The sequence below is a fragment of the Streptomyces sp. CG 926 genome (assembly GCF_003148825.1).
GTDB lineage: Bacteria > Actinomycetota > Actinomycetes > Streptomycetales > Streptomycetaceae > Streptomyces.
In genome coordinates, this window is sequence record NZ_QGGZ01000004.1 from 16422 (window position 1) to 33887 (window position 17466).

Here is a 17466-nt window from a genome sequence, read left to right on the forward strand (position 1 = left end):
CCTCCGCGTGGAATGTCGGCATGAACCATGACGCACCCCTGCCCGCACCGCCACCGCCCCGTCGTACGCGCGCGATCGTGCTCCTGGGCCTGACGGTCCTCGGCCTGGCGGGCGCCGCCTACGTCGTGCGGCGCCCGCTCATGATGTCCGCTCCGATGTGCGCGGCAGGACGGTGGCACGGCTGCTTCGACACGTTCAACGGTGTGGTGCTCATGACGTTGGCCACGCTTCCGGTGGCCCTGCTGGTGGCGTGGGCCCTGGCGCGCCGTAGGCGTGCCGCCGGCCTCCCGTCGGCGTGGCGGCTGTCGCTCGCCGAGGTGGGCATGGTCCACGGGACGGTGCCGTTCGTGTGGATGACCATGATGCCGGGCGGCGGGGCCGGCGTCGTCCCCGCCCGGGTGAGCCTCGTACCGCTGCGGGACCTGGTCACGATGGGGTCGCTCGGGATCGCCGTCAACCTGCTGGTCCTGGCGGCGCTGGGCTTCTTCGCCCCGATGCGGTTCGCGGCGCTCGCCTCCCCGTCGCGGATCCTGGCGCTCGGAGCAGGCTGCTCGATCCTGATCGAGACCGCCCAGTACGTCCTGCGGCTGGACCGGGTGTCCTCCGTGGACGACGTACTGGTCAACACCGCCGGCGCCCTGCTGGCCGCCCTCGCGTCGCGTCGCTGGTGGCGCGTCGCCACGGGGGCGCCGTCCGACCCGCCCCCTCCCACCCCGGCACCCGCGGCGGCGGGCCGGATCGCGTGAGCGGCGGCCGGCGGCGGGTGGCGGGCAGCGGGTAGCGGGTAGCGGGTAGCGGGTAGCTGTGGGTACGCGTCGTCGCATACGTCGGCGATATGGCGCGCTGCTTAAGCTTCGGACATGCGCGTACTGATCGTCGAGGACGAGCCCTATCTGGCCGAGGCCGTCCGTGACGGTCTACGGCTGGAGGCGATCGCCGCCGACATCGCCGGTGACGGCGCCTCCGCCCTGGAACTGCTCAGCGTCCACTCCTACGACCTGGCCGTCCTCGACCGCGACATCCCCGCTCCCTCCGGCGACGAGGTCGCCCGGCGCATCGTCGCCTCCGGCAGCGGCATCCCGATCCTCATGCTCACGGCGGCCGACCGGATCGACGACAAGGCTTCCGGGTTCGGGCTGGGTGCCGACGACTACCTCACCAAGCCGTTCGAGCTGCGCGAGCTCGTCCTGCGGCTGAGGGCCCTCGACCGCAGACGCGGACACACCCGGCCCCCGGTCCGCGAGATCGCGGGGCTGCGGCTCGACCCCTTCCGCCGGGAGGTGTTCCGCGACGGGCGCTACGTGGCGCTCACCCGCAAACAGTTCGCCGTGCTGGACGTCCTCGTCGCCGCCGAGGGTGGGGTCGTCAGCGCCGAGGAGCTGCTGGAACGGGCCTGGGACGAGAACGCCGACCCCCTCACCAACGCCGTGCGGATCACCGTCTCGGCGCTGCGCAAACGGCTCGGCGAACCGTGGATCATCGCCACCGTGCCCGGCGTCGGCTACCGGATCGACACCGGCACGGGCCCCACCGCTCCCGGTAGTACGCGTGGCTAGACGCCCCGGGCTCAGCGCCCGCCTCAAACTCACCCTCAGCTACGTCGGCTTCCTGGCTCTGGCTGGCGCCCTGCTGCTGGCCGTGGTGTGGGTGTTCCTGCTGCGCTACGTCCCCGACAACTCCCAGGGCCTGCTCGGGATCTCACCCAACCGCTACCTCCTGGTGCACACCTTCGCCCCCGCCGCGGCCGTGGCGATGGCCTTCCTGCTCGTCTTCGGTCTCGTCGGGGGATGGATCCTCGCCGGCCGGATGCTCGCTCCGCTCACCCGGATCAGGGACGCGGCTCGGCAGGCCGGGAACGGATCGCTGTCCCACCGGATCCGGATGCGGGGTCGAAGGGACGAATTCCGGGAGCTGTCCGACGCGTTCGACTCGATGCTCGAACAACTGGAGTCGCACGTCGCGGAGCAGCGGCGGTTCGCCGCGAACGCCTCCCACGAACTGCGCACCCCGCTGGCGATCTCGCGGACCCTCCTCGACGTCGCCCGCAAGGACCCGACCCGGGACCGGAGCGAGCTGATCGAGCGCCTGTACGTGGTCAACACGCGGGCGATCGACCTCACCGAGGCCTTTCTGCTGCTCAGCCGCGGCGACCGGGGGCAGTTCACGCGGGAAGGCGTCGACCTCTCCCTCCTCGCCGAGGAGGCCGCCGAAACACTGCTCCCCCTCGCCGAACGGCGCGGGGTCACGCTCGAGGTCACCGGCGGGCCGGCCCGGACCGACGGTTCCGCGGAGCTGCTCCTGCGGATGGTGACGAACCTCGTCCAGAACGCCGTCGTCCACAACCTGCCCGCCGGGGGCACCGTGACGGTCCGCACCGAGGAGTACGGCGCCACGAGCGTGCTGCGGGTCGAGAACTCGGGCCCTCGCCTCGCGTCCGACCTGGTACCGACCCTGACCGAACCCTTCCGGCGGGGAGCGGACCGCGTGCGCACCGACGAGCACGCCGGCGTCGGCCTCGGCCTGGCCATCGTGCACAGCGTCGTCCACGCCCACGACGGAACCCTGGACCTGGACCCGCGCCCCGCCGGCGGTCTCCTCGTCACGGTCCGGCTTCCGGGCGTTGCGTAGGTCTTCGGGTGGTCAGCGGGTGCCCGGGGTGATCAGGCCCGTCTCGTACGCGGCGATCACAGCCTGGGCCCGGTCACGCAGGCCGAGCTTCGACAGGACCCGGGCCACGTGCGTCTTGACCGTGGCCTCGCTGAGCCGGAAGCGGGCGGCGAGTTCGGCATTGCTGAGACCCCGGGCCAGGGCTTCGAGGATCTCCAGCTCGCGCGGGGTCAGGGTGCCGAGGTCGCGGTGCAGGGGCGTCGTGCGCTCCCCGGCCGTGGCGAACCGCTCCACCAGCCGCCGGGTGATCGTCGGGGCGAGCAGCGCGTCTCCGGAGCGGACCATGCGGACCGCGGCCGTCAGGTGTTCCGGGGTGACGTCCTTGAGCAGGAAGCCGCTCGCGCCCGCGCTCAGGGCCGCGTACACGTATCGGTCGAGGTCGTAGGTGGTGAGGATGACGATGCGGGGCGGGGTCCCCTCGTCGGCGAGGATGCGGCGGGTCGCCTCCAGTCCGTCGGTGCCCGGCATGCGGATGTCCATCAGGACGACGTCGGGCCGGGTGCGCCGCACCGCGGCCACCGCCTGCTCCCCGTCGGCCGCGTCCGCGACCACGTCGATGCCGTCCGCCGTGAGGATCATGCGAAATCCGGTGCGTACCAGGGCCTGGTCGTCGACGATCACCACGCGGGGCGCCACCGGGTCCGCCTCGGTCACGTCTCCTCCACAGGGATCACGGCGCGGAGCCGGTATCCGCCGCGGGGGCCTCGGCCCGCCCGCAGCGTACCGCCGTACATCGCGAGCCGTTCGCGCAGGCCCACCAGGCCCCGGCCGCCGCCCGGGGTCGCGGGGGTGCGCGGCACACCGCCGGTGTCGGCCACCTCGACCCGCAGTTCGCCGGGTGCGTACTCCACCGTCACCGACACGCGTGCTCCGGCCGCGTGCCGGATCGCGTTGGTCAGACCCTCCTGCACGACGCGGTACGCGGCGAGGTCCGCACCCGGGGCCAGGTCGGGCCGGCTGCCGCGGATCGCCAGGTGGACGGGGACACCGGACTCCCGTACGCGACCGGCCAGTTCTTCCAGCCGGTCCAGGCCGGGCTGCGGAGCCAGGTCCACGTCGCGCGCCGGGTCCGAGCCGCCGTCGCCGGTGCCTCCTTCGGACATCGTCAACAGTCCCATCACGTGGCGCAGTTCCGACATAGCCGTACGTCCCGCCGCCTCGACCGCCCGCATCGCCTCGCGGGCCTGGTCGGGCGAGGCGTCGAGCACCTTGCGTGCCGCGCCCGCCTGGATCGTCATCATGCTCACATGGTGGGTCACCACGTCGTGCAGTTCCCGGGCGATGCGGGCGCGTTCCTGCTCCACCGCCCGCCGCAGCTGCTCGCGTTGCCCCTCGCGCAGGATGCGCAGGCGTTCGCGCCAACGGTGGAGGCCGTGGGCGGCGAACCCGGCTGGCAGGAGCACGAGTACCGGTACCACTCCCCCGTCCACCTTCGGAATCAGGGGGAAGGCGGCGGTGAGCACCATCCCGGCGAGCACCGACAGCACGGCCGCGATCCGGTGCGGGCTGTGCATCGCCGCGCTGTACGCCGCGACGAGCCCGGAGGCGAACACGACCGTCGTGGCGTCCTGTGCCACCTGCCCCTGATGGAAGAGCACCGTCGCGCCCATGACCGCCCAGTAGACCGTCAGCGGAAACCGTCGGCGCAGCAGCAGGGGCGCCGCGGTGAGCACGGCCGCCAACAGCTCCCATGGCTCCACCGGCGGCAGGGTGTGCTGCAGGAACGGCACGAACTGCGCGGAGTTCGGTACTCCGGCCGAGCCTACGGGCGGCGGGGGCGGCGGCAGCGGTATCCCGGTGCCGCCGGGCGGCGGTTCCCCGATGTCCACGTACGAGCGGTTCAGGTCGCCGGCGACCGTGGCGACGGCCAGCGCGAGCGCGAGGAGCGCGTCGAACACCCAGGCCCAGCGCGACAGGCGCGGCCGGAGCCAGGCGGCTCGCGCGGCGCGGGCCCGGCGGACGGCTGCTTCGATCATCCGGCCAGTCTGCCAAGGGGCAGGTCTGCGCGGGTCCGTCCGGGGGCGGAGGGCCACCGCCGACAGGCGTACATCGCAAGGATGATCGGCCGCCTGGTCCTCCGGGCACGGTACGGACTTTCCGCACTGCGGCCGACGTGGCGATGCGGGTCGTCTCCATAGCGTCGAGGGGTACCCCACACCCCGTCAGACGGAGGAACCGTGACCGACGCGATCACCGACCCGCTCATCGAACTGCGCGAGGTGACCAAGAGCTATGACGAGGGGCCGCCCGCCCTCGCCGGAATCAGCCTGCGGGTGTGCCGCGGTGAGGCCCTGGCCGTCCTCGGTCCGTCGGGCAGCGGCAAGTCCACGCTGCTCAACCTGATCGCCGGTCTCGACCGGCCCACCACGGGAGGTGTCACCGTCGACGGGGTACGCGTCGACGCACTGGACGAGACCGCCTCCGCACTGCACCGGCGCGCCCGGATCGGCATGATCTTCCAGTTCTTCAACCTCCTCGACGACCTCACCGTCGCGGACAACGTGCTGCTCCCGGCCCAGTTGGCCGGGGTCCCCCGGGCGCGGGCGGCGGACCGCGCCGCCGAGCTCCTCGCGCGCCTGGGCATCGATCGGCACGCCCGCGCCTACCCGGGCCGGCTCTCCGGCGGCGAGCGGCAACGCGTGGCGGTGGCACGGGCGTTGATGAATCGGCCACCGCTGCTGCTCGCGGACGAGCCCACCGGCGCGTTGGACAGCGCCTCCGGCGCCGACGTACGGAACCTGATGCGCGATCTCAACGCGGACGGGCAGACGATCGTGCTGGTCACTCACGACCTGGCGCTCGCCGAGTCCTGCGCGACACGGACGATCGAGGTCGTCGACGGCCGGATCACGCGCGACGTCGACCGGGCGGTGACCCGATGAGCCCGGGTCGCGCCCCACGGCCGGGCGGGCTCGGGCGGGTGATCCGGGCCGGCCTCGGCCGGCGCCGCCTGCAGACCGGCGTGATGGCCCTGACCACACTGATCGCGGTGGCGGCCGCGACGTTGGCTCTCGGCTTGCTCGTCAGCTCGCGTGGGCCTTTCGACCGGGCCTTCGAAGGCCAGGACGGGGCGCACCTCACGGTCCGGTTCGCCGGGTCCCTGGGCGTCACGCAGCAGCAGTTCGGGGACACGGCCCGCGCGGCCGGGGTGGCCGACGCCGCAGGGCCGTACCCCCTCGTGTCGGTCCGTCTGTGGCCCCTGCGGGAGACCCCGCCGGGCTACACGCCGCCGCCCACGACGGTGGTGGGTCGCGCCACCCCCGACGGTGCCGTCGACCGGGTCGCCCTGGTCGAGGGCCGATGGGCCGCGGCCTCCGGTGAGATCGTGCTGGAGCGGGCGATGCTGCCCCCGGGCATTCGGCAGGGCGGACGCGTGCGGGCCGGGCAGGTGGATCTCACCGTCGTCGGGATCGCCTCGTCGGCGGGGCGGAGCGCCGATGCCTGGGTCGTACCGGAGCAGGTGGCCCTGCTGACGACGGCGCGGCCCGACGTCCAGATGCTCTACCGGCTCGCATCGTCCGACACCGCCGAGGAGGTACGCGCCGGGCAGGAGGCGATCACCGCGGCCGTACCGGGTGGCGCCCTCACGGGAGCCCGGTCGTACCTCGACGTGCGCCAGGTCGCCCAGCAGAACACCGCCGCGTTCATTCCCTTCCTGACCGTCTTCGCCTTCCTGGGCCTGGCCATGTCGGTCCTGGTGATCGGCACGGTGGTGAGCGGGGCCGTGGCCACCGGAACCCGGAGGATCGGGATCCTCAAGTCCCTCGGCTTCACCCCGATCCAGGTGGGCCGCGCGTACATGGCGCAGGCGCTGCTGCCGGCGTCGGCGGGGGCGCTGCTCGGCGTCCTCCTCGGCAATGCGCTCGCCGTCCCGGTGATGGCGCAGGTCGCCGAGGTCTACGGAACGGCCTCGGCACTGGTCCCCGCGTGGGTGGACGTGCTGGTGCCCGCCGTGGCACTGCTGGTGGTCGCGGCGACGGCGTTCGTACCGGCGCTGCGCGCGGCGCGGCTGCCGGCCGCCCTGGTGATCAGCCGCGGCGCGGGGGTCACCGGGGCTCGGCGAGGCCTGCGGGCCCGGCACGCCCTGGGCCGGCTGCCGCTGCCGCGGTCGGTGATCCTGGGGCTCGCGGGTCCGCTCGCCCGGCCGGCCCGGTCGGCGACGACGGCCTCGGCGGTGGCGTTCGGGGCTCTCGCGGTGACGCTCGCCGTCGGACTGGGCGGCACCTTGGTGGCCGTCCGGACCGAGGGCGACCCGGACCGTTCCGGCGCCGTCACGGTACGCACCGTCCTTCCGCCCCAGGGCGGTCCCGAGGCGTCCTTCGCCGCCCGCCCGGCGGACCCGGCCGCCGTCGCACGCGTTCTGGAGGGGCACGACGGCACCCGATCGTTGCGGCGGACGTCCCGTACCGAGGTGGACGTGGCGGGGTTGACGGGCGGCGCGCCGCTCGTGGCGTACGAGGGGGAGGATGGAGGCGCCGGTACGGCGATGATCTCGGGGCGCTGGTTCGCCGCGCAGGGCGAGGCCGTCGTCGCGGGCCGGTTCCTCAAGGCCACCGGGCTGCGCGTCGGTGACGGCCTCGTCGTCTCCGAGCAGGGGCGCTCGGCCCGGCTGACGATCGTCGGCGAGGTCTTCGACCTGGGCGACGACGGGATGACGCTGCGCACCTCGCTGGAGTCCGTCGCGGCACTGGAATCCCCCTATCTGCCCGCCGTGTTCGGCGTCGAGCTCACGTCGGGGACCGACCGGGACCGCTACCTCGCGGAGCTGAACCAGGTCCTGGAGCCGTTGGGCGCGCAGGCCGCGGCCACCGAGAGCCCGTCGTCGAGCGTCCTCGCCGCGATGCAGGGGCTGATCGCGATGCTCACCCTGATGCTCGTCGCCGTGGCCGGGCTCGGCGTCCTCAACACGGTCGTCCTGGACACCCGCGACCGGGTCCGCGACCAGGGGGTCCTCAAGGCGTTGGGGATGACTCCGCAGCAGACGGTCGTCCAGGTCCTGACGGGGGTGGCCGCGATCGGCCTGGTGGCGGGGGCGGTCGGGGCGCCGCTGGGCGCCGCCCTGCACCGTGCGGTGATGCCGGCGATGGGCCGGGCGGCGGGGTTCACGATCCCGCAGGCGTTCATCGACGTGCACGGTGGGCTGCTGCCCGTGCTGATGGCCCTCGCCGGTGTGCCGATCGCCGTGGCCGGCGCCCTGGCTCCCGCGTTCTGGGCGGCGCGCACCCGTACGGCGCGGGCCCTGCGCGCGGAGTGAGCCCGCCGGCGGCGGCTCACGGGCGGAGTTCGACGACCAGCAGGATCACATCGGCTCCGGCCACCGCCATCGTGACCAGGAACGGGAGCCTTCCCGCGGGCCGGCGAGCCGCGAGGAGGAGTACGGTCGCGGTCGCGGCGAGCAGCATCCAGCCGTACGTCGTCACCCGCCCCGGTGGTCCCACGACCAGGGTGGTGGTCGAGCCGAGGACGAGCAGCCCGGCCAGGGCGGCCGAGACCCGGCGACCGAGCCGTTGCGGCAGCCCCTGCACACCGGTGGCCAGGTCGTCCTCGATGTCGGGCAGCACATTGGCGAAGTGCGCGCCCGCGCCGAGGAGGGCGGCGGCGGTCGTGAGCCACGGGGGCGGCCAAGGGGCTCCGGGCAGGCCCAGGGTGACGAAGGCGGGCAGCAGGCCGAAGGCCAGGGCGTACGGGAGCCAGGAGGCGGCCGTGCCCTTCAGCCTGAGGTTGTAGGCCCAGGCGGCGGCCACGCCGACGAGGTGCGCCGCCCCGGCGAGCAGCCCGCAGGCCAGTGACAGCGGGACGCAGAGCAGCAGCGCCCCGGCCGCCGCCCAGGTCACGGCCGCGGCCGGCACCGTACCGGCGACGAGCGGTTTGTCCGCTCGGCCCGTGGCCAGGTCGCGCCGCAGGTCGGCCCGGTCGTTGCACCAGCCCACCGACAGCTGTCCGGCGGCCACCGCGCCCACGGTGAGCGCCGCCTGCGCCGGGCCGTGCCCCGCGGCGGCCGTCAGGGCCGCGGCGAAGAGGGTGACGGCGGCCGCGGGCAGCGGGTGGCAGGCGGCGGCCAGGCCACGTACGAGGGCGGGGCCGGACGCCGCGCTCGCGGTGGCTGCGGCGTTCTCGTGGGTCTGCGTGGTTCGCGTCGCGGGCACGGCGACACGGTATGCGGCGCCGCGCCCGGTTCGCCTGATTCATTACGATGTGTCAGTTGTTTTCTATGGTGAACGAATGACACGTGTTCTGGCAGTGCGCAGCGTGTTCCCGCCTCATCGCCACCCCCAGGCCGAGATCACGGAGGCGCTCGCCCGCTTCCTGCCTCCGGGCTCCGACACCGCCCTGCTGCGCCGCGTCCACGGCTCGGTGCGCGTGGACGGCCGACATCTCGCGCTGCCGCTGGAGCGGTACGGTCCGGGGAACGACTTCGGCGCGACGAACGCCCTCTTCATCGAGACGGCCCTGGAGCTCGGCGCCCGGGCCCTCGAACTCGCCCTCTCCGACGCCGGTCTGGCGGCCGGTGAGGTCGATCTGGTCATGTCGACCACGGTGACCGGGCTCGCGACGCCCTCGCTGGAGGCCCGTCTCGCCTCCCGCGCGGGTCTACGTCCCGACGTACGGCGGGTGCCGCTCTTCGGCCTCGGCTGCGCGGCCGGCGCCGCCGGAGTGGGCCATGTCCACGACCATCTGACGGGCCGTTCCGGCCACGCGGCCCTCCTGCTGTCCACCGAGCTGTGCTCGCTCACCCTCCAGTCCACCGACGCCTCGATGGCGAATCTCGTGGCCGGGGCCCTGTTCGGCGACGGCGCCGGCGCCCTGGTGGCGGTGGGCCGCGACCACCCCCTGCACACCACCGGCACCGGACCCGAGGTGGTGGCCGCCCGTAGCCACCTCTACCCGGGCACCGAGCACCTCCTCGGCTGGGACATCGGCCACTGGGGGATGCGCATGGTGCTGGGCCGCGAACTCCCGGATCTGGTCAGGCTGCACGTGGCCGAGGAGGTCGAGTCCTTCCTCGCCGCGCACGACCTCAAGCCCTCTGACGTCGACGCCTGGATCTGCCATCCCGGCGGCCCGAAGATCCTCGACACCCTGTCGGACGCCCTCGCGCTGCCGGAGTCGGCCTTCGCCGCCAGCCGGCGCTCGCTCGCGGCCGTGGGCAACCTCTCCTCCGCCTCGGTCCTGCACATCCTGGACGGCGTCCAGAGCGCGGGCCCGCCCCGGCCCGGATCGGTCGGGCTGATGCTCGCCTTCGGTCCCGGCTTCGCGTCCGAACTCGTCCTCCTGCGCTGGTGACCCCGATGATCTCGATCCCCGCCATGACCTCCTCCGCCATGACCCCCTCCGCCATCTCCCCCTCCCTGGCCCCATATCTGCTGCTCATCGGTCTGGTCGCCGCCGAGCGGCTCGCCGAGCTGATCACGGCCCGCCGTCACACCGCGTGGAGCCTGGCCCGCGGCGGCCGCGAGTACGGCCGCGGTCACTACCCGGCCATGGTCGCCCTGCACACCGCGCTGCTCGTGGGATGCGTGGTGGAACCCTGGGCGACCGGGCGGCCGTTCGTCCCCCTGCTCGGCTGGTCGGCCCTCGCCGTCGCCGTGGCCGCACAGGCCCTTCGCTGGTGGTGCATCGCCACCCTCGGCAAGCGCTGGAACACCCGGGTGCTCGTCGTTCCCGGGCTGCCCCTGGTGGCGGCGGGGCCGTACCGGCTGCTGCGCCACCCCAACTACGTCGCGGTGGTCGCGGAAGGCGTCGCGCTGCCGCTGGTGCACACCGCCTGGATGACGGCGCTCGGCTTCACCGTGCTCAACCTGCTCCTGCTGCGCGTACGGATCGGCTGCGAGGACGCGGCCCTCACCGACGGCGGTCGGCTGCGGGCGCCCGCCTCCGTCCCCTCGGCCGGCGCCGCCTCGTGATCGACCTGCTGATCGCGGGCGGCGGCCCCGCCGGTCTGGCCACCGCCATCCACGGCGCGCTCGCCGGCCTCGAGGTGGTGGTCGTCGAGCCGAGGCCCACCCCCATCGACAAGGCCTGCGGGGAGGGCCTGATGCCGGGGGGCGTACGCCACCTCCGGGAGCTGGGTGTCGCCGTGGCCGGGCAGCCGTTCCACGGCATCCGCTACGTCGACGGCGTGAGCGGCCGGCACGCCGAGGGGCTGTTCCGGTCCGGCCCGGGCCTCGGCGCCAGGCGCACGGAACTCCAGGCCGCGCTGGCCGAACGCGCCGCGCAACTCGGCGTACGGGTGCTCCCCGGGCGCGTGGACCAGGTACGCCAGGACGTGCACCAGGTCGACGCGGCCGGACTCACCGCCCGCTATCTGGTCGCGGCGGACGGCCTGCACTCGCCCGTCCGGCGCGGGCTCGGCCTGTCGGCGCCGCGCGCGCCGCGCAGCCCGGCACGCTACGGGCTGCGCCGCCACTACGCCGTCGAGCCGTGGAGCGACCTCGTCGAGGTGCACTGGTCACAACGGTGCGAGGCCTATGTCACCCCGCTGGGGCCCGACCGGATCGGCGTGGCCGTGCTGACCTCCGATCAGGCCCCGTTCGACGTACAGCTGGCCCGCTTCCCGGCACTGTCGAAGCGCTTGGCCGCGGCGGCGGGTACGCCGGTGCGCGGTGCCGGACCGCTGCGCCAGGGGGCCCGCGTACGGGTGGCGGGGCGCGTGCTGTTCGTGGGGGACGCGGCCGGATACGTGGACGCGCTGACCGGCGAGGGGCTCACCCTGGCCGTGACCGCCGCGGGCGAACTGGTGCGGTGTGTGCGGGCGGGGCGCCCGCAGGCCTACGAGCAGGCCTGGCGGGACCTCTCGCGCAGCTACCGGGCACTCACCGCCTCCCTGTTGTGGGCCCGTCACCGGCCACGGCTCGCGCCACGGATCGTCCCGACCGCCGCTCGGCTCCCGCGCGTGTTCACCCGGGCGGTGAACCTCCTCGCGTGACCGCGCCCGGCGACCGAGATCGCGCCCGCGCCCGGGCCCGGACCCGCCCGACTCCGCGAGTCCGAGAGACCGCGAACCGAACGGCACCCCGCGCACGGGGCGCGGGGTGCCGTTCCGGTGGAGCTGGGGCGGGGAGGGGCCCCGGGGCCGGTCAGGCCGAGGGCTCCTGGCGGTTCCTCAGGGCCAGGCCAGCGAGGACCGCGCCGACCGCCGCGCACAGCACGACGGCGACTCCGGCCCAGGCCAGGGTGCCGCCCACCGCGCCTGCCAGCGGGTCGTACCGCAGCGACCCGCCCAGCACGTGCAGCGCGACCACGCCGAGAGCGGCGGCCGCGCCCGCCCGCCACACCGCCGTGGTGTCCCGGAGCGCCACCAGCGCGCCGCTCACCATGCAGAGCACGCTGACGAGGAGGGGCAGGTAGTCGACGGCGGACGCGAACGGCAGGGCCGTCAGGTCGTTCGGCAGGTGCAGGGCGCCGCTGACCAGCAGGGTGATCGCGACGGGCCAGCGCAGGACGCGCCGCAGCGCCCGGTCGCGGGAGGCCGCGGGCGGCTCGGCGGGTGCGGGGCGCCGGGGCGACTGCTGGTACGGGGCGTCGTACAGCTCCGGGTTCCGCGGCTCGTGCGGTGCCTCGTGCCTCTCCTCCGCGGGCCGGGCGGTGGGTTCCGCGCGCGGGCCTGACGGTCCGGACGGTCCGGTCCGGCCGGCGTTCGGCGCGGCCTGATCGGCCGGCCCGGCACGTCCTCGGCGCTCCGTCTCGGCCGCGTCCTCCTTGCCGAGGATGGTCACCAGCAGGGCGACGTCCTCGATGGACCGTCCGACGGCGGCGGCGCGCAGGGTGAGGTCCGCCTCGGCGACCTCCTGCGGCGACTCGCCCAGCAGGGCGACCATCCGTCGTACGTCCTGCACCGGTCGGGTCACGGCGGCCGTGCGCAGCGCGTCGTGCCCGGCGTCGGGCAGCGGGCCGCCCTCCTTGAGGAGGCTCACGAGTGCGGTGACCTCCTCGACCGGACGGCAGGTGGCCGCCGTCTCCAGCAGGGTCCGCACGGTCGGCGTGGTCGGCTCGTCCGGTGCGATGGGGTCGGGGGTCCCGTGGCGGTCTTCGTGCTGTTTCGCCGCGAGGGTGATGGGGTCATTCATGGAAAGCTCCGTTCGCCGACGCGCGGGTCTACGCAATCGCGCGCCGGTCATCGTGCGTCATGGGAAGCGCACGCTTTGTTACATTGAGTGCCACTTCCGCTCACTGCGCCATTCGGGGCGGGCAAACGGGGGTCCTCGCCCGGGCACTCGGCCCCGGGCCCCGAGGGGGAAGGGGCGTCCGGCCGTGACCGACTTTCGCCGGTTCACCCGCCGGTGGGCCCTCCTGGTCCCCGTGGTGTTGCTGTTGCTGGGCGCCGCACCCGGTCCGGACCGGCCCGTCGTGGACACCGATCGGGGGCGGGTACGGGGACTGGGGCACGGCACGTACGACACGTTCGAGGGGATCCCCTTCGCCGCTCCCCCGACCGGACCACTGCGCTGGCGACCGCCGGAGCCGGTGTCGGACTGGGAGGGCGTACGTGATGCCGGGGCGCCCGGTTCGCGCTGCGTGCAGCTGCCGGCGGTCGGGCCGGGTGGGCCGACCGGCTCGGAGGACTGCCTGTATCTCAACGTCACCGCTCCGGCGGGCCGGGCCGCCGCCGGGGGCCCGGGGCGCCCGGTCATGGTCTGGTTCCACGGCGGCGGCTTCTTCAGCGGCGCGGGCGACGCGTACCGGCCCGAGCGGCTCGTCGGGCAGGGCGGCGCGGTGGTCGTGACGGTGAACTACCGGCTGGGCGTCTTCGGTCTGTTCGGTCATCCGGAGCTCGGCGGGGCGCCCGTTTTCGCCCTCGCGGACCAGCGGGCGGCGCTGCGCTGGGTACGGGCGAACGCGGCGCGCTTCGGCGGCGACCCGGGCAACGTCACCGTGTTCGGCGAATCGGCGGGTGCCCTCAGCGTCTGCGCGCACCTCACCTCCCCCGCGTCGGCAGGTCTGTTCCACCGGGCGATCGTGCAGAGCGGCTCGTGCTCGACCACGGCGCCGCCGCGGTCCTTGCTGCCCGGCCTCGGCACGTACGAGCCCTTCGTGCCGGAGCCGCGCACCGTCGCGGACGGCGCCCTGGCGGCGGCCCGGCTCGGCTGCGACCGACCCGGTGAGGTGCTGGACTGCCTGCGTCGGCTGGACACCGATGCGCTGGCGACGGCCGAACTGATGCAGCGCTTCTCGCTCGTCTCCTACGGCAACAGCGTGCTGCCGCTGGAGCCGCGGCGGGCGCTGGAGGCGGGCCGGTTCCACCGGGTGCCGGTGGTCCAGGGCTTCGACCAGGACGAGATGCGCCTCTTCCTCGCGCAGACCCTGGCCGGGTATCCGATCCCCGACGCGGCCGCCTACCGGGCCCGGATGGAGCGGTCCTTCGACCCGCCGACCGCCCGCGCCGTGGAGGCCACCTATCCGGTCTCCGCCTTCGCGACCCCGGCGGTCGCGTGGGCCACCGTGCTGACGGACGCGTCGTTCGCCTGCCCGACGCTGCGGGACGGCGCGGCGCTGGGCCGGCACGTGCCGGTGTACACGTACCGGTTCAGCGACCGGGACGCGCCCGACTTCACGGGGCTACCGGCGCGGCCGGACTTGCCGTTCGGCGCGACGCACGGCTCCGAACTGCCCTACCTGTTCGCGATCGCGCCGCTGACCGAACCGCAGCGGCAGCTCGCGGACCGGATGGCCGGCTACTGGACCGGCTTCGCCCGCACGGGTGTTCCGGCCGCGCCCGGAGAGCCGCCGTGGCCGCGTGATCGGGCTTCGGCCTCGGTGCTGTCGCTGGCGCCGGGGGCGGGCGGGATCCGCACGGTGGACGCGCGGGAGGAGCACCACTGCGCGCTCTGGGACGCGCGGTGGCCCGGGATCACCAGGACTCGGTGATGTTCAGCCGCGGGCCCGAGGAGGTGTGGAGGGTCACCGTACCCGTGTCCCCGTAAACCTCGTGCCGCCAGGCGGCGAACACCTTGGCGATGCTGCGGGCGGCGTCGCCTCGGCCCTTGCCCACTTCCTCGGTGGTGAAGGTGATCCGCGCCTCGCCGACCGTGCGGACCTTGCGGACGCGGACCTCCTTGATCGCGACCTCGTCCGCGTATCCGTCGTCGGCCTCGTGCTTGAGGTGGTAGGCGGTGAAGTCGCGGGTCATGTCGAACCAGTCCGCCGGACCGCAGGGGCCACCGCCGTTGGCCATCTCACCGTCCGTCGGTGGGCCCACGTAGGCGCCGGTCTCCTGATCGGTGGGCGGACCCGCGTACCCGCCCGTCTCCTGATCGGTCGGCGGACCTGCGTACCCGCCCGTCTCCTGATCGGTGGGTGGACCGGCGTACGCGCCCGTGTCCTCATCCGTCGGCACGTCGAGATCGCACTCGGCCGTGGCGAGCGTGGGTACACCGGCGGGCGCCGCGACCGATCCCGCCCGTGTGGTTCCGCACGCCGCCAGGGCGGCGCACAGCAGCCCCGCCACCACCAGCCGCCCGGTCACGGACACCGCTGTCTTCGTCATGACCATCCCCCCTCGGCCATCAAGAGGCGATCTGGGCGGCCCGGGTTCCACCCCGCGCACCTCGGCCTCCCGTCACCCGGCGAGAACCCCCGTCAGCCCTCTCGCTCGAACACCAGGCGGTCCCCGACGTGGACCGTTCCCGGAGTGACGATCCTGGCGAGCGCGTCGAGCCGGTTGTCGTGCATGCGGGCGATCGCCCGCAGGATCAGCGGCGAGTGCGGCAGGTCCTGCTGGGCCTGGTTGGTCATCACGCACCGCTCGCTGGAGCGCAGGAACTCGATGCGAAGGGTGGCTCCCACCGTGGCCTCGCGCCCGATCCACTCGTCCTCGACGAAGGGCGGGGTGCCGGGCGGGGTACGCACGAGGATGTTCGGGCGGAACCGGCGCTCGTCCACCGGTACGCCCGGCACCTCGCGGCGCATCCGGTCGAGGGTGGCGGTCGTGAGCACGCTCAGCGGCAGTTGGTCGAAGTGCGAGATCTCCCCCTCGCGGGCCAGCTCCACATCCTCACGGCCGAGGTGGTCGCGCAGGTACGCCGTGGGGTCGGCCACCACGTTCCCGTGCGGGTCGAGCAGCTCGGGCGGTCCCGGTTCCGGGGCGTTGTTCGGGTAGCGGGAGCCCAGGTGGAGCAGGCCGTCCATGCGCCGGAAGCGCCGGGTGTTCTTGCCCGAGCCGAACTTGCCTTCAGCGTCCCGTACGGCGAACAGCCGGTCGCCCACCATGCCCCGCTCGTCGACGGCCACGCTCCGCAGCCGTTCGCCACCCGTCGACTTGATCGGGTACCGCCACAACCGCTCTATCACGCCCACGTGCGCCGCCACCGCTCCGACCTCCGCCCATCAAGATCATCACCTATGCACGGGAGGACTACGGTGGCCTCATGACCGGTTCCGCCTCCACCACCCCCGTACTGCTCTACCTCGATGTCGACGGACCCCTCATCCCGTTCGGGGCCGGCCCGTACCCCGCGGGCGACGACGAGGGGAATCCCCTGCTCGCGCGGGTCGATCCGACGCTCGGACCCGGGTTGGCGGCGCTGCCGTGCGAGCTGGTGTGGGCCACGACCTGGATGGCGGAAGCCAACGAGTGCGTCGCGCCCCGGCTCGGCCTGCCGGAACTGCCCGTGGTGGTCTGGCCGGAGCCCTCCGACGAGGACGGGCGGGGCGGGATCCACTGGAAGACCCCCACGCTCATCGACCATGCCGCCGGGCGGTCCTTCATCTGGGTCGACGACGAGATCACCGGCGCCGACCGGACCTACGTGGCCGCCCGCCATCCCGGCCGGGCCCTCCTGCACCGGGTCGATCCGGGACAGGGCCTGACCGAGGCCGACCTCGGCGTGCTGCGGGCCTGGCTGCGGACCGGGCTGCGGACCGGGCTGCGCGCGGGGTAGCCGCCGGGACTCGGCCCACCGCGTCGAGCCGTGCCATGCCACGCCGTCGGGTCAGCGGCCGAGGAGGGCCTTCAGCGTGCGCGCCGTCGCGCGGGGGAACGCGGTGTTCCCGTTGTGGCCGCCGGGGAACTCGACCGGCTCCGTGTCCAGTCGCGCCGCCAGCGCCAGTGCGCAGCGGTAGGTGTGGACCGTCGGCCGGGTGGTCCGCCCCGTCGCCGCGATGATCCTCGTACCGGCTCGCGCGGCGGCCCGCACCGCCTCCGCCGGGTCCAGATCGTCCGTGGTGACGGCCGTGAACTCCGTACCGATGAAGAAGCCGAAGTTGGCCTGTCGGCGCGGGGTCAGCGGTTGGGGGGTGAGGTCGTCCTCGGTCGCGTCGTGCGCCGGGTCGATGCCGAGGTGTAGGGCGATCGCCGGGAACGCGGCGGTCAGGCCCCCGGTGCTGTGGGCGTTCTGGATGGCGGACAGTTCGGCCAGGTGTTCCGCGCGGTCCGCCTCGGCCAGCAGGTTCGGCATCACGGGTTCGTGGGCGATCAGCGTGCTCAGCAGGCCGGGGTGGCGGGCCACGACCTGCAGGCCGATCGCGGCTCCCATGCTGAACCCGGCCATCGACGCCGGCCCGTCGGTGACCTCGGCCAGCAGGCGGGCGACGTCGTCCGCGTGCTCGGCCATCGTGACGGGCCGGGCGGGGTCGTGGAGGGTGCTGCGTGACAGGCCGCGGCGGTCGTAGGTGACGACCGTGAAGGTGTCGGTCAGGTGCGGGACGAGGTCGACCGTGCGGTCCGCATCGCCCTCGCCGCTCTGGGAGAGGAGGAGGACGGGGCCTCGGCCCACCACCTGGAAGTGCAGGGTGGCGCCCGGGACGGCCAGGGCGTGGGTGGCGATGGCGGAGGTGTCGGTCACGGGCATGGCGGGTCCCCCT

The 17466-nt window shown here is 74.2% G+C and carries 17 protein-coding genes; 10 read left to right on the plus strand and 7 right to left on the minus strand.

Annotated features, from left to right (window positions below):
• Positions 1-20 precede the first annotated feature (20 nt).
• The 3 genes from BCL76_RS12175 to BCL76_RS12185 all read left to right on the plus strand — a co-directional run bounded on the left by BCL76_RS12175 (position 21) and on the right by BCL76_RS12185 (position 2628).
• On the plus strand, positions 21-746 hold the full coding sequence (locus tag BCL76_RS12175; protein ID WP_109779509.1) for a VanZ family protein: 726 nt from the start codon (positions 21-23) through the stop codon (positions 744-746).
• Between the two features lie 114 nt (positions 747-860).
• Positions 861-1556 carry a response regulator transcription factor gene (locus BCL76_RS12180; RefSeq protein WP_109779510.1) on the plus strand — a complete coding sequence of 232 codons (696 nt, stop codon included), beginning with the start codon at positions 861-863 and terminating at the stop codon, positions 1554-1556.
• Complete coding sequence (locus tag BCL76_RS12185) at positions 1549-2628, plus strand: sensor histidine kinase (protein ID WP_109779511.1); 1080 nt, start codon at positions 1549-1551, stop codon at positions 2626-2628. Before BCL76_RS12180 ends, BCL76_RS12185 begins: the two co-directional genes overlap by 8 nt.
• 12 nt (positions 2629-2640) lie before the next feature.
• On the opposite strand, the gene BCL76_RS12190 is transcribed toward BCL76_RS12185, so the two are convergent.
• Positions 2641-3321, minus strand: coding sequence for a response regulator (locus BCL76_RS12190; protein ID WP_109779512.1), 681 nt, complete (start codon positions 3319-3321; stop codon positions 2641-2643).
• Positions 3318-4643: a sensor histidine kinase gene (locus tag BCL76_RS12195; protein WP_109779513.1), complete on the minus strand. Its 1326-nt coding sequence runs from the start codon at positions 4641-4643 to the stop codon at positions 3318-3320. The genes BCL76_RS12190 and BCL76_RS12195 overlap by 4 nt, the downstream gene beginning before the upstream one ends.
• Positions 4644-4856: 213 nt before the next feature.
• On the opposite strand from BCL76_RS12195, the gene BCL76_RS12200 reads away from it, so the two are divergent.
• Both BCL76_RS12200 and BCL76_RS12205 read left to right on the plus strand, forming a co-directional pair.
• The gene (locus BCL76_RS12200) at positions 4857-5549 is read left to right on the plus strand and encodes an ABC transporter ATP-binding protein (protein WP_109779898.1); all 693 of its coding nucleotides are present in this window, start codon (positions 4857-4859) and stop codon (positions 5547-5549) included.
• Positions 5546-7921, plus strand: coding sequence for an ABC transporter permease (locus BCL76_RS12205; RefSeq protein ID WP_258309569.1), 2376 nt, complete (start codon positions 5546-5548; stop codon positions 7919-7921). The genes BCL76_RS12200 and BCL76_RS12205 overlap by 4 nt, the downstream gene beginning before the upstream one ends.
• A gap of 16 nt (positions 7922-7937) precedes the next feature.
• On the opposite strand, the gene BCL76_RS12210 is transcribed toward BCL76_RS12205, so the two are convergent.
• On the minus strand, positions 7938-8813 hold the full coding sequence (locus BCL76_RS12210) for a UbiA family prenyltransferase (protein WP_258309570.1): 876 nt from the start codon (positions 8811-8813) through the stop codon (positions 7938-7940).
• A gap of 76 nt (positions 8814-8889) precedes the next feature.
• Here BCL76_RS12210 and BCL76_RS12215 point away from each other — a divergent pair, with 76 nt between their 5' ends.
• From BCL76_RS12215 to BCL76_RS12225, 3 genes are read left to right on the plus strand one after another with little or no spacing between them, the layout of a single operon-like run.
• Positions 8890-9951: a type III polyketide synthase gene (locus tag BCL76_RS12215; RefSeq protein ID WP_109779515.1), complete on the plus strand. Its 1062-nt coding sequence runs from the start codon at positions 8890-8892 to the stop codon at positions 9949-9951.
• A 38-nt stretch (positions 9952-9989) separates the two neighbouring features.
• Positions 9990-10571 carry an isoprenylcysteine carboxyl methyltransferase family protein gene (locus BCL76_RS12220; protein WP_109779900.1) on the plus strand — a complete coding sequence of 194 codons (582 nt, stop codon included), beginning with the start codon at positions 9990-9992 and terminating at the stop codon, positions 10569-10571.
• A complete protein-coding gene (locus tag BCL76_RS12225; RefSeq protein ID WP_109779516.1) occupies positions 10568-11593 on the plus strand; it encodes an NAD(P)/FAD-dependent oxidoreductase in 1026 nt (341 codons plus the stop codon). Before BCL76_RS12220 ends, BCL76_RS12225 begins: the two co-directional genes overlap by 4 nt.
• A gap of 151 nt (positions 11594-11744) precedes the next feature.
• On the opposite strand, the gene BCL76_RS12230 is transcribed toward BCL76_RS12225, so the two are convergent.
• Positions 11745-12734: a hypothetical protein gene (locus tag BCL76_RS12230; protein WP_109779517.1), complete on the minus strand. Its 990-nt coding sequence runs from the start codon at positions 12732-12734 to the stop codon at positions 11745-11747.
• 184 nt (positions 12735-12918) lie between these two features.
• Between BCL76_RS12230 and BCL76_RS12235 the strand changes: the two genes are divergently transcribed.
• A complete protein-coding gene (locus BCL76_RS12235; RefSeq protein WP_258309572.1) occupies positions 12919-14532 on the plus strand; it encodes a carboxylesterase/lipase family protein in 1614 nt (537 codons plus the stop codon).
• On the opposite strand, the gene BCL76_RS12240 is transcribed toward BCL76_RS12235, so the two are convergent.
• Both BCL76_RS12240 and BCL76_RS12245 read right to left on the minus strand, forming a co-directional pair.
• On the minus strand, positions 14516-15151 hold the full coding sequence (locus BCL76_RS12240) for a hypothetical protein (protein ID WP_146228359.1): 636 nt from the start codon (positions 15149-15151) through the stop codon (positions 14516-14518). The genes BCL76_RS12235 and BCL76_RS12240 overlap by 17 nt on opposite strands.
• Positions 15152-15243: 92 nt before the next feature.
• The gene (locus BCL76_RS12245; RefSeq protein ID WP_109779520.1) at positions 15244-15972 is read right to left on the minus strand and encodes an MOSC domain-containing protein; all 729 of its coding nucleotides are present in this window, start codon (positions 15970-15972) and stop codon (positions 15244-15246) included.
• 59 nt (positions 15973-16031) lie between these two features.
• Here BCL76_RS12245 and BCL76_RS12250 point away from each other — a divergent pair, with 59 nt between their 5' ends.
• Positions 16032-16544, plus strand: a complete 513-nt coding sequence (locus BCL76_RS12250) for an HAD domain-containing protein (protein WP_109779521.1) — start codon at positions 16032-16034, stop codon at positions 16542-16544.
• Positions 16545-16595: 51 nt separating this feature from the next.
• Here BCL76_RS12250 and BCL76_RS12255 read toward each other — a convergent pair whose 3' ends face one another.
• Positions 16596-17453, minus strand: coding sequence for an alpha/beta fold hydrolase (locus BCL76_RS12255; RefSeq protein WP_109779522.1), 858 nt, complete (start codon positions 17451-17453; stop codon positions 16596-16598).
• Positions 17454-17466 lie beyond the last annotated feature (13 nt).

What these genes read in the sequence shown, in the direction of transcription:
- BCL76_RS12195 (WP_109779513.1), bottom strand. Translation starts at nt 4,643, where the DNA reads ATGATCGAAGCAGCCGTCCGCCGGGCCCGCGCCGCGCGAGCCGCCTGG.
- BCL76_RS12220 (WP_109779900.1), top strand. Translation starts at nt 9,990, where the DNA reads ATGACCCCCTCCGCCATCTCCCCCTCCCTGGCCCCATATCTGCTGCTC.
- BCL76_RS12175 (WP_109779509.1), top strand. Translation starts at nt 21, where the DNA reads ATGAACCATGACGCACCCCTGCCCGCACCGCCACCGCCCCGTCGTACG.
- BCL76_RS12215 (WP_109779515.1), top strand. Translation starts at nt 8,890, where the DNA reads ATGACACGTGTTCTGGCAGTGCGCAGCGTGTTCCCGCCTCATCGCCAC.
- BCL76_RS12250 (WP_109779521.1), top strand. Translation starts at nt 16,032, where the DNA reads ATGACCGGTTCCGCCTCCACCACCCCCGTACTGCTCTACCTCGATGTC.
- BCL76_RS12240 (WP_146228359.1), bottom strand. Translation starts at nt 15,151, where the DNA reads ATGACGAAGACAGCGGTGTCCGTGACCGGGCGGCTGGTGGTGGCGGGG.
- BCL76_RS12230 (WP_109779517.1), bottom strand. Translation starts at nt 12,734, where the DNA reads ATGAATGACCCCATCACCCTCGCGGCGAAACAGCACGAAGACCGCCAC.
- BCL76_RS12205 (WP_258309569.1), top strand. Translation starts at nt 5,546, where the DNA reads ATGAGCCCGGGTCGCGCCCCACGGCCGGGCGGGCTCGGGCGGGTGATC.
- BCL76_RS12255 (WP_109779522.1), bottom strand. Translation starts at nt 17,453, where the DNA reads ATGCCCGTGACCGACACCTCCGCCATCGCCACCCACGCCCTGGCCGTC.
- BCL76_RS12180 (WP_109779510.1), top strand. Translation starts at nt 861, where the DNA reads ATGCGCGTACTGATCGTCGAGGACGAGCCCTATCTGGCCGAGGCCGTC.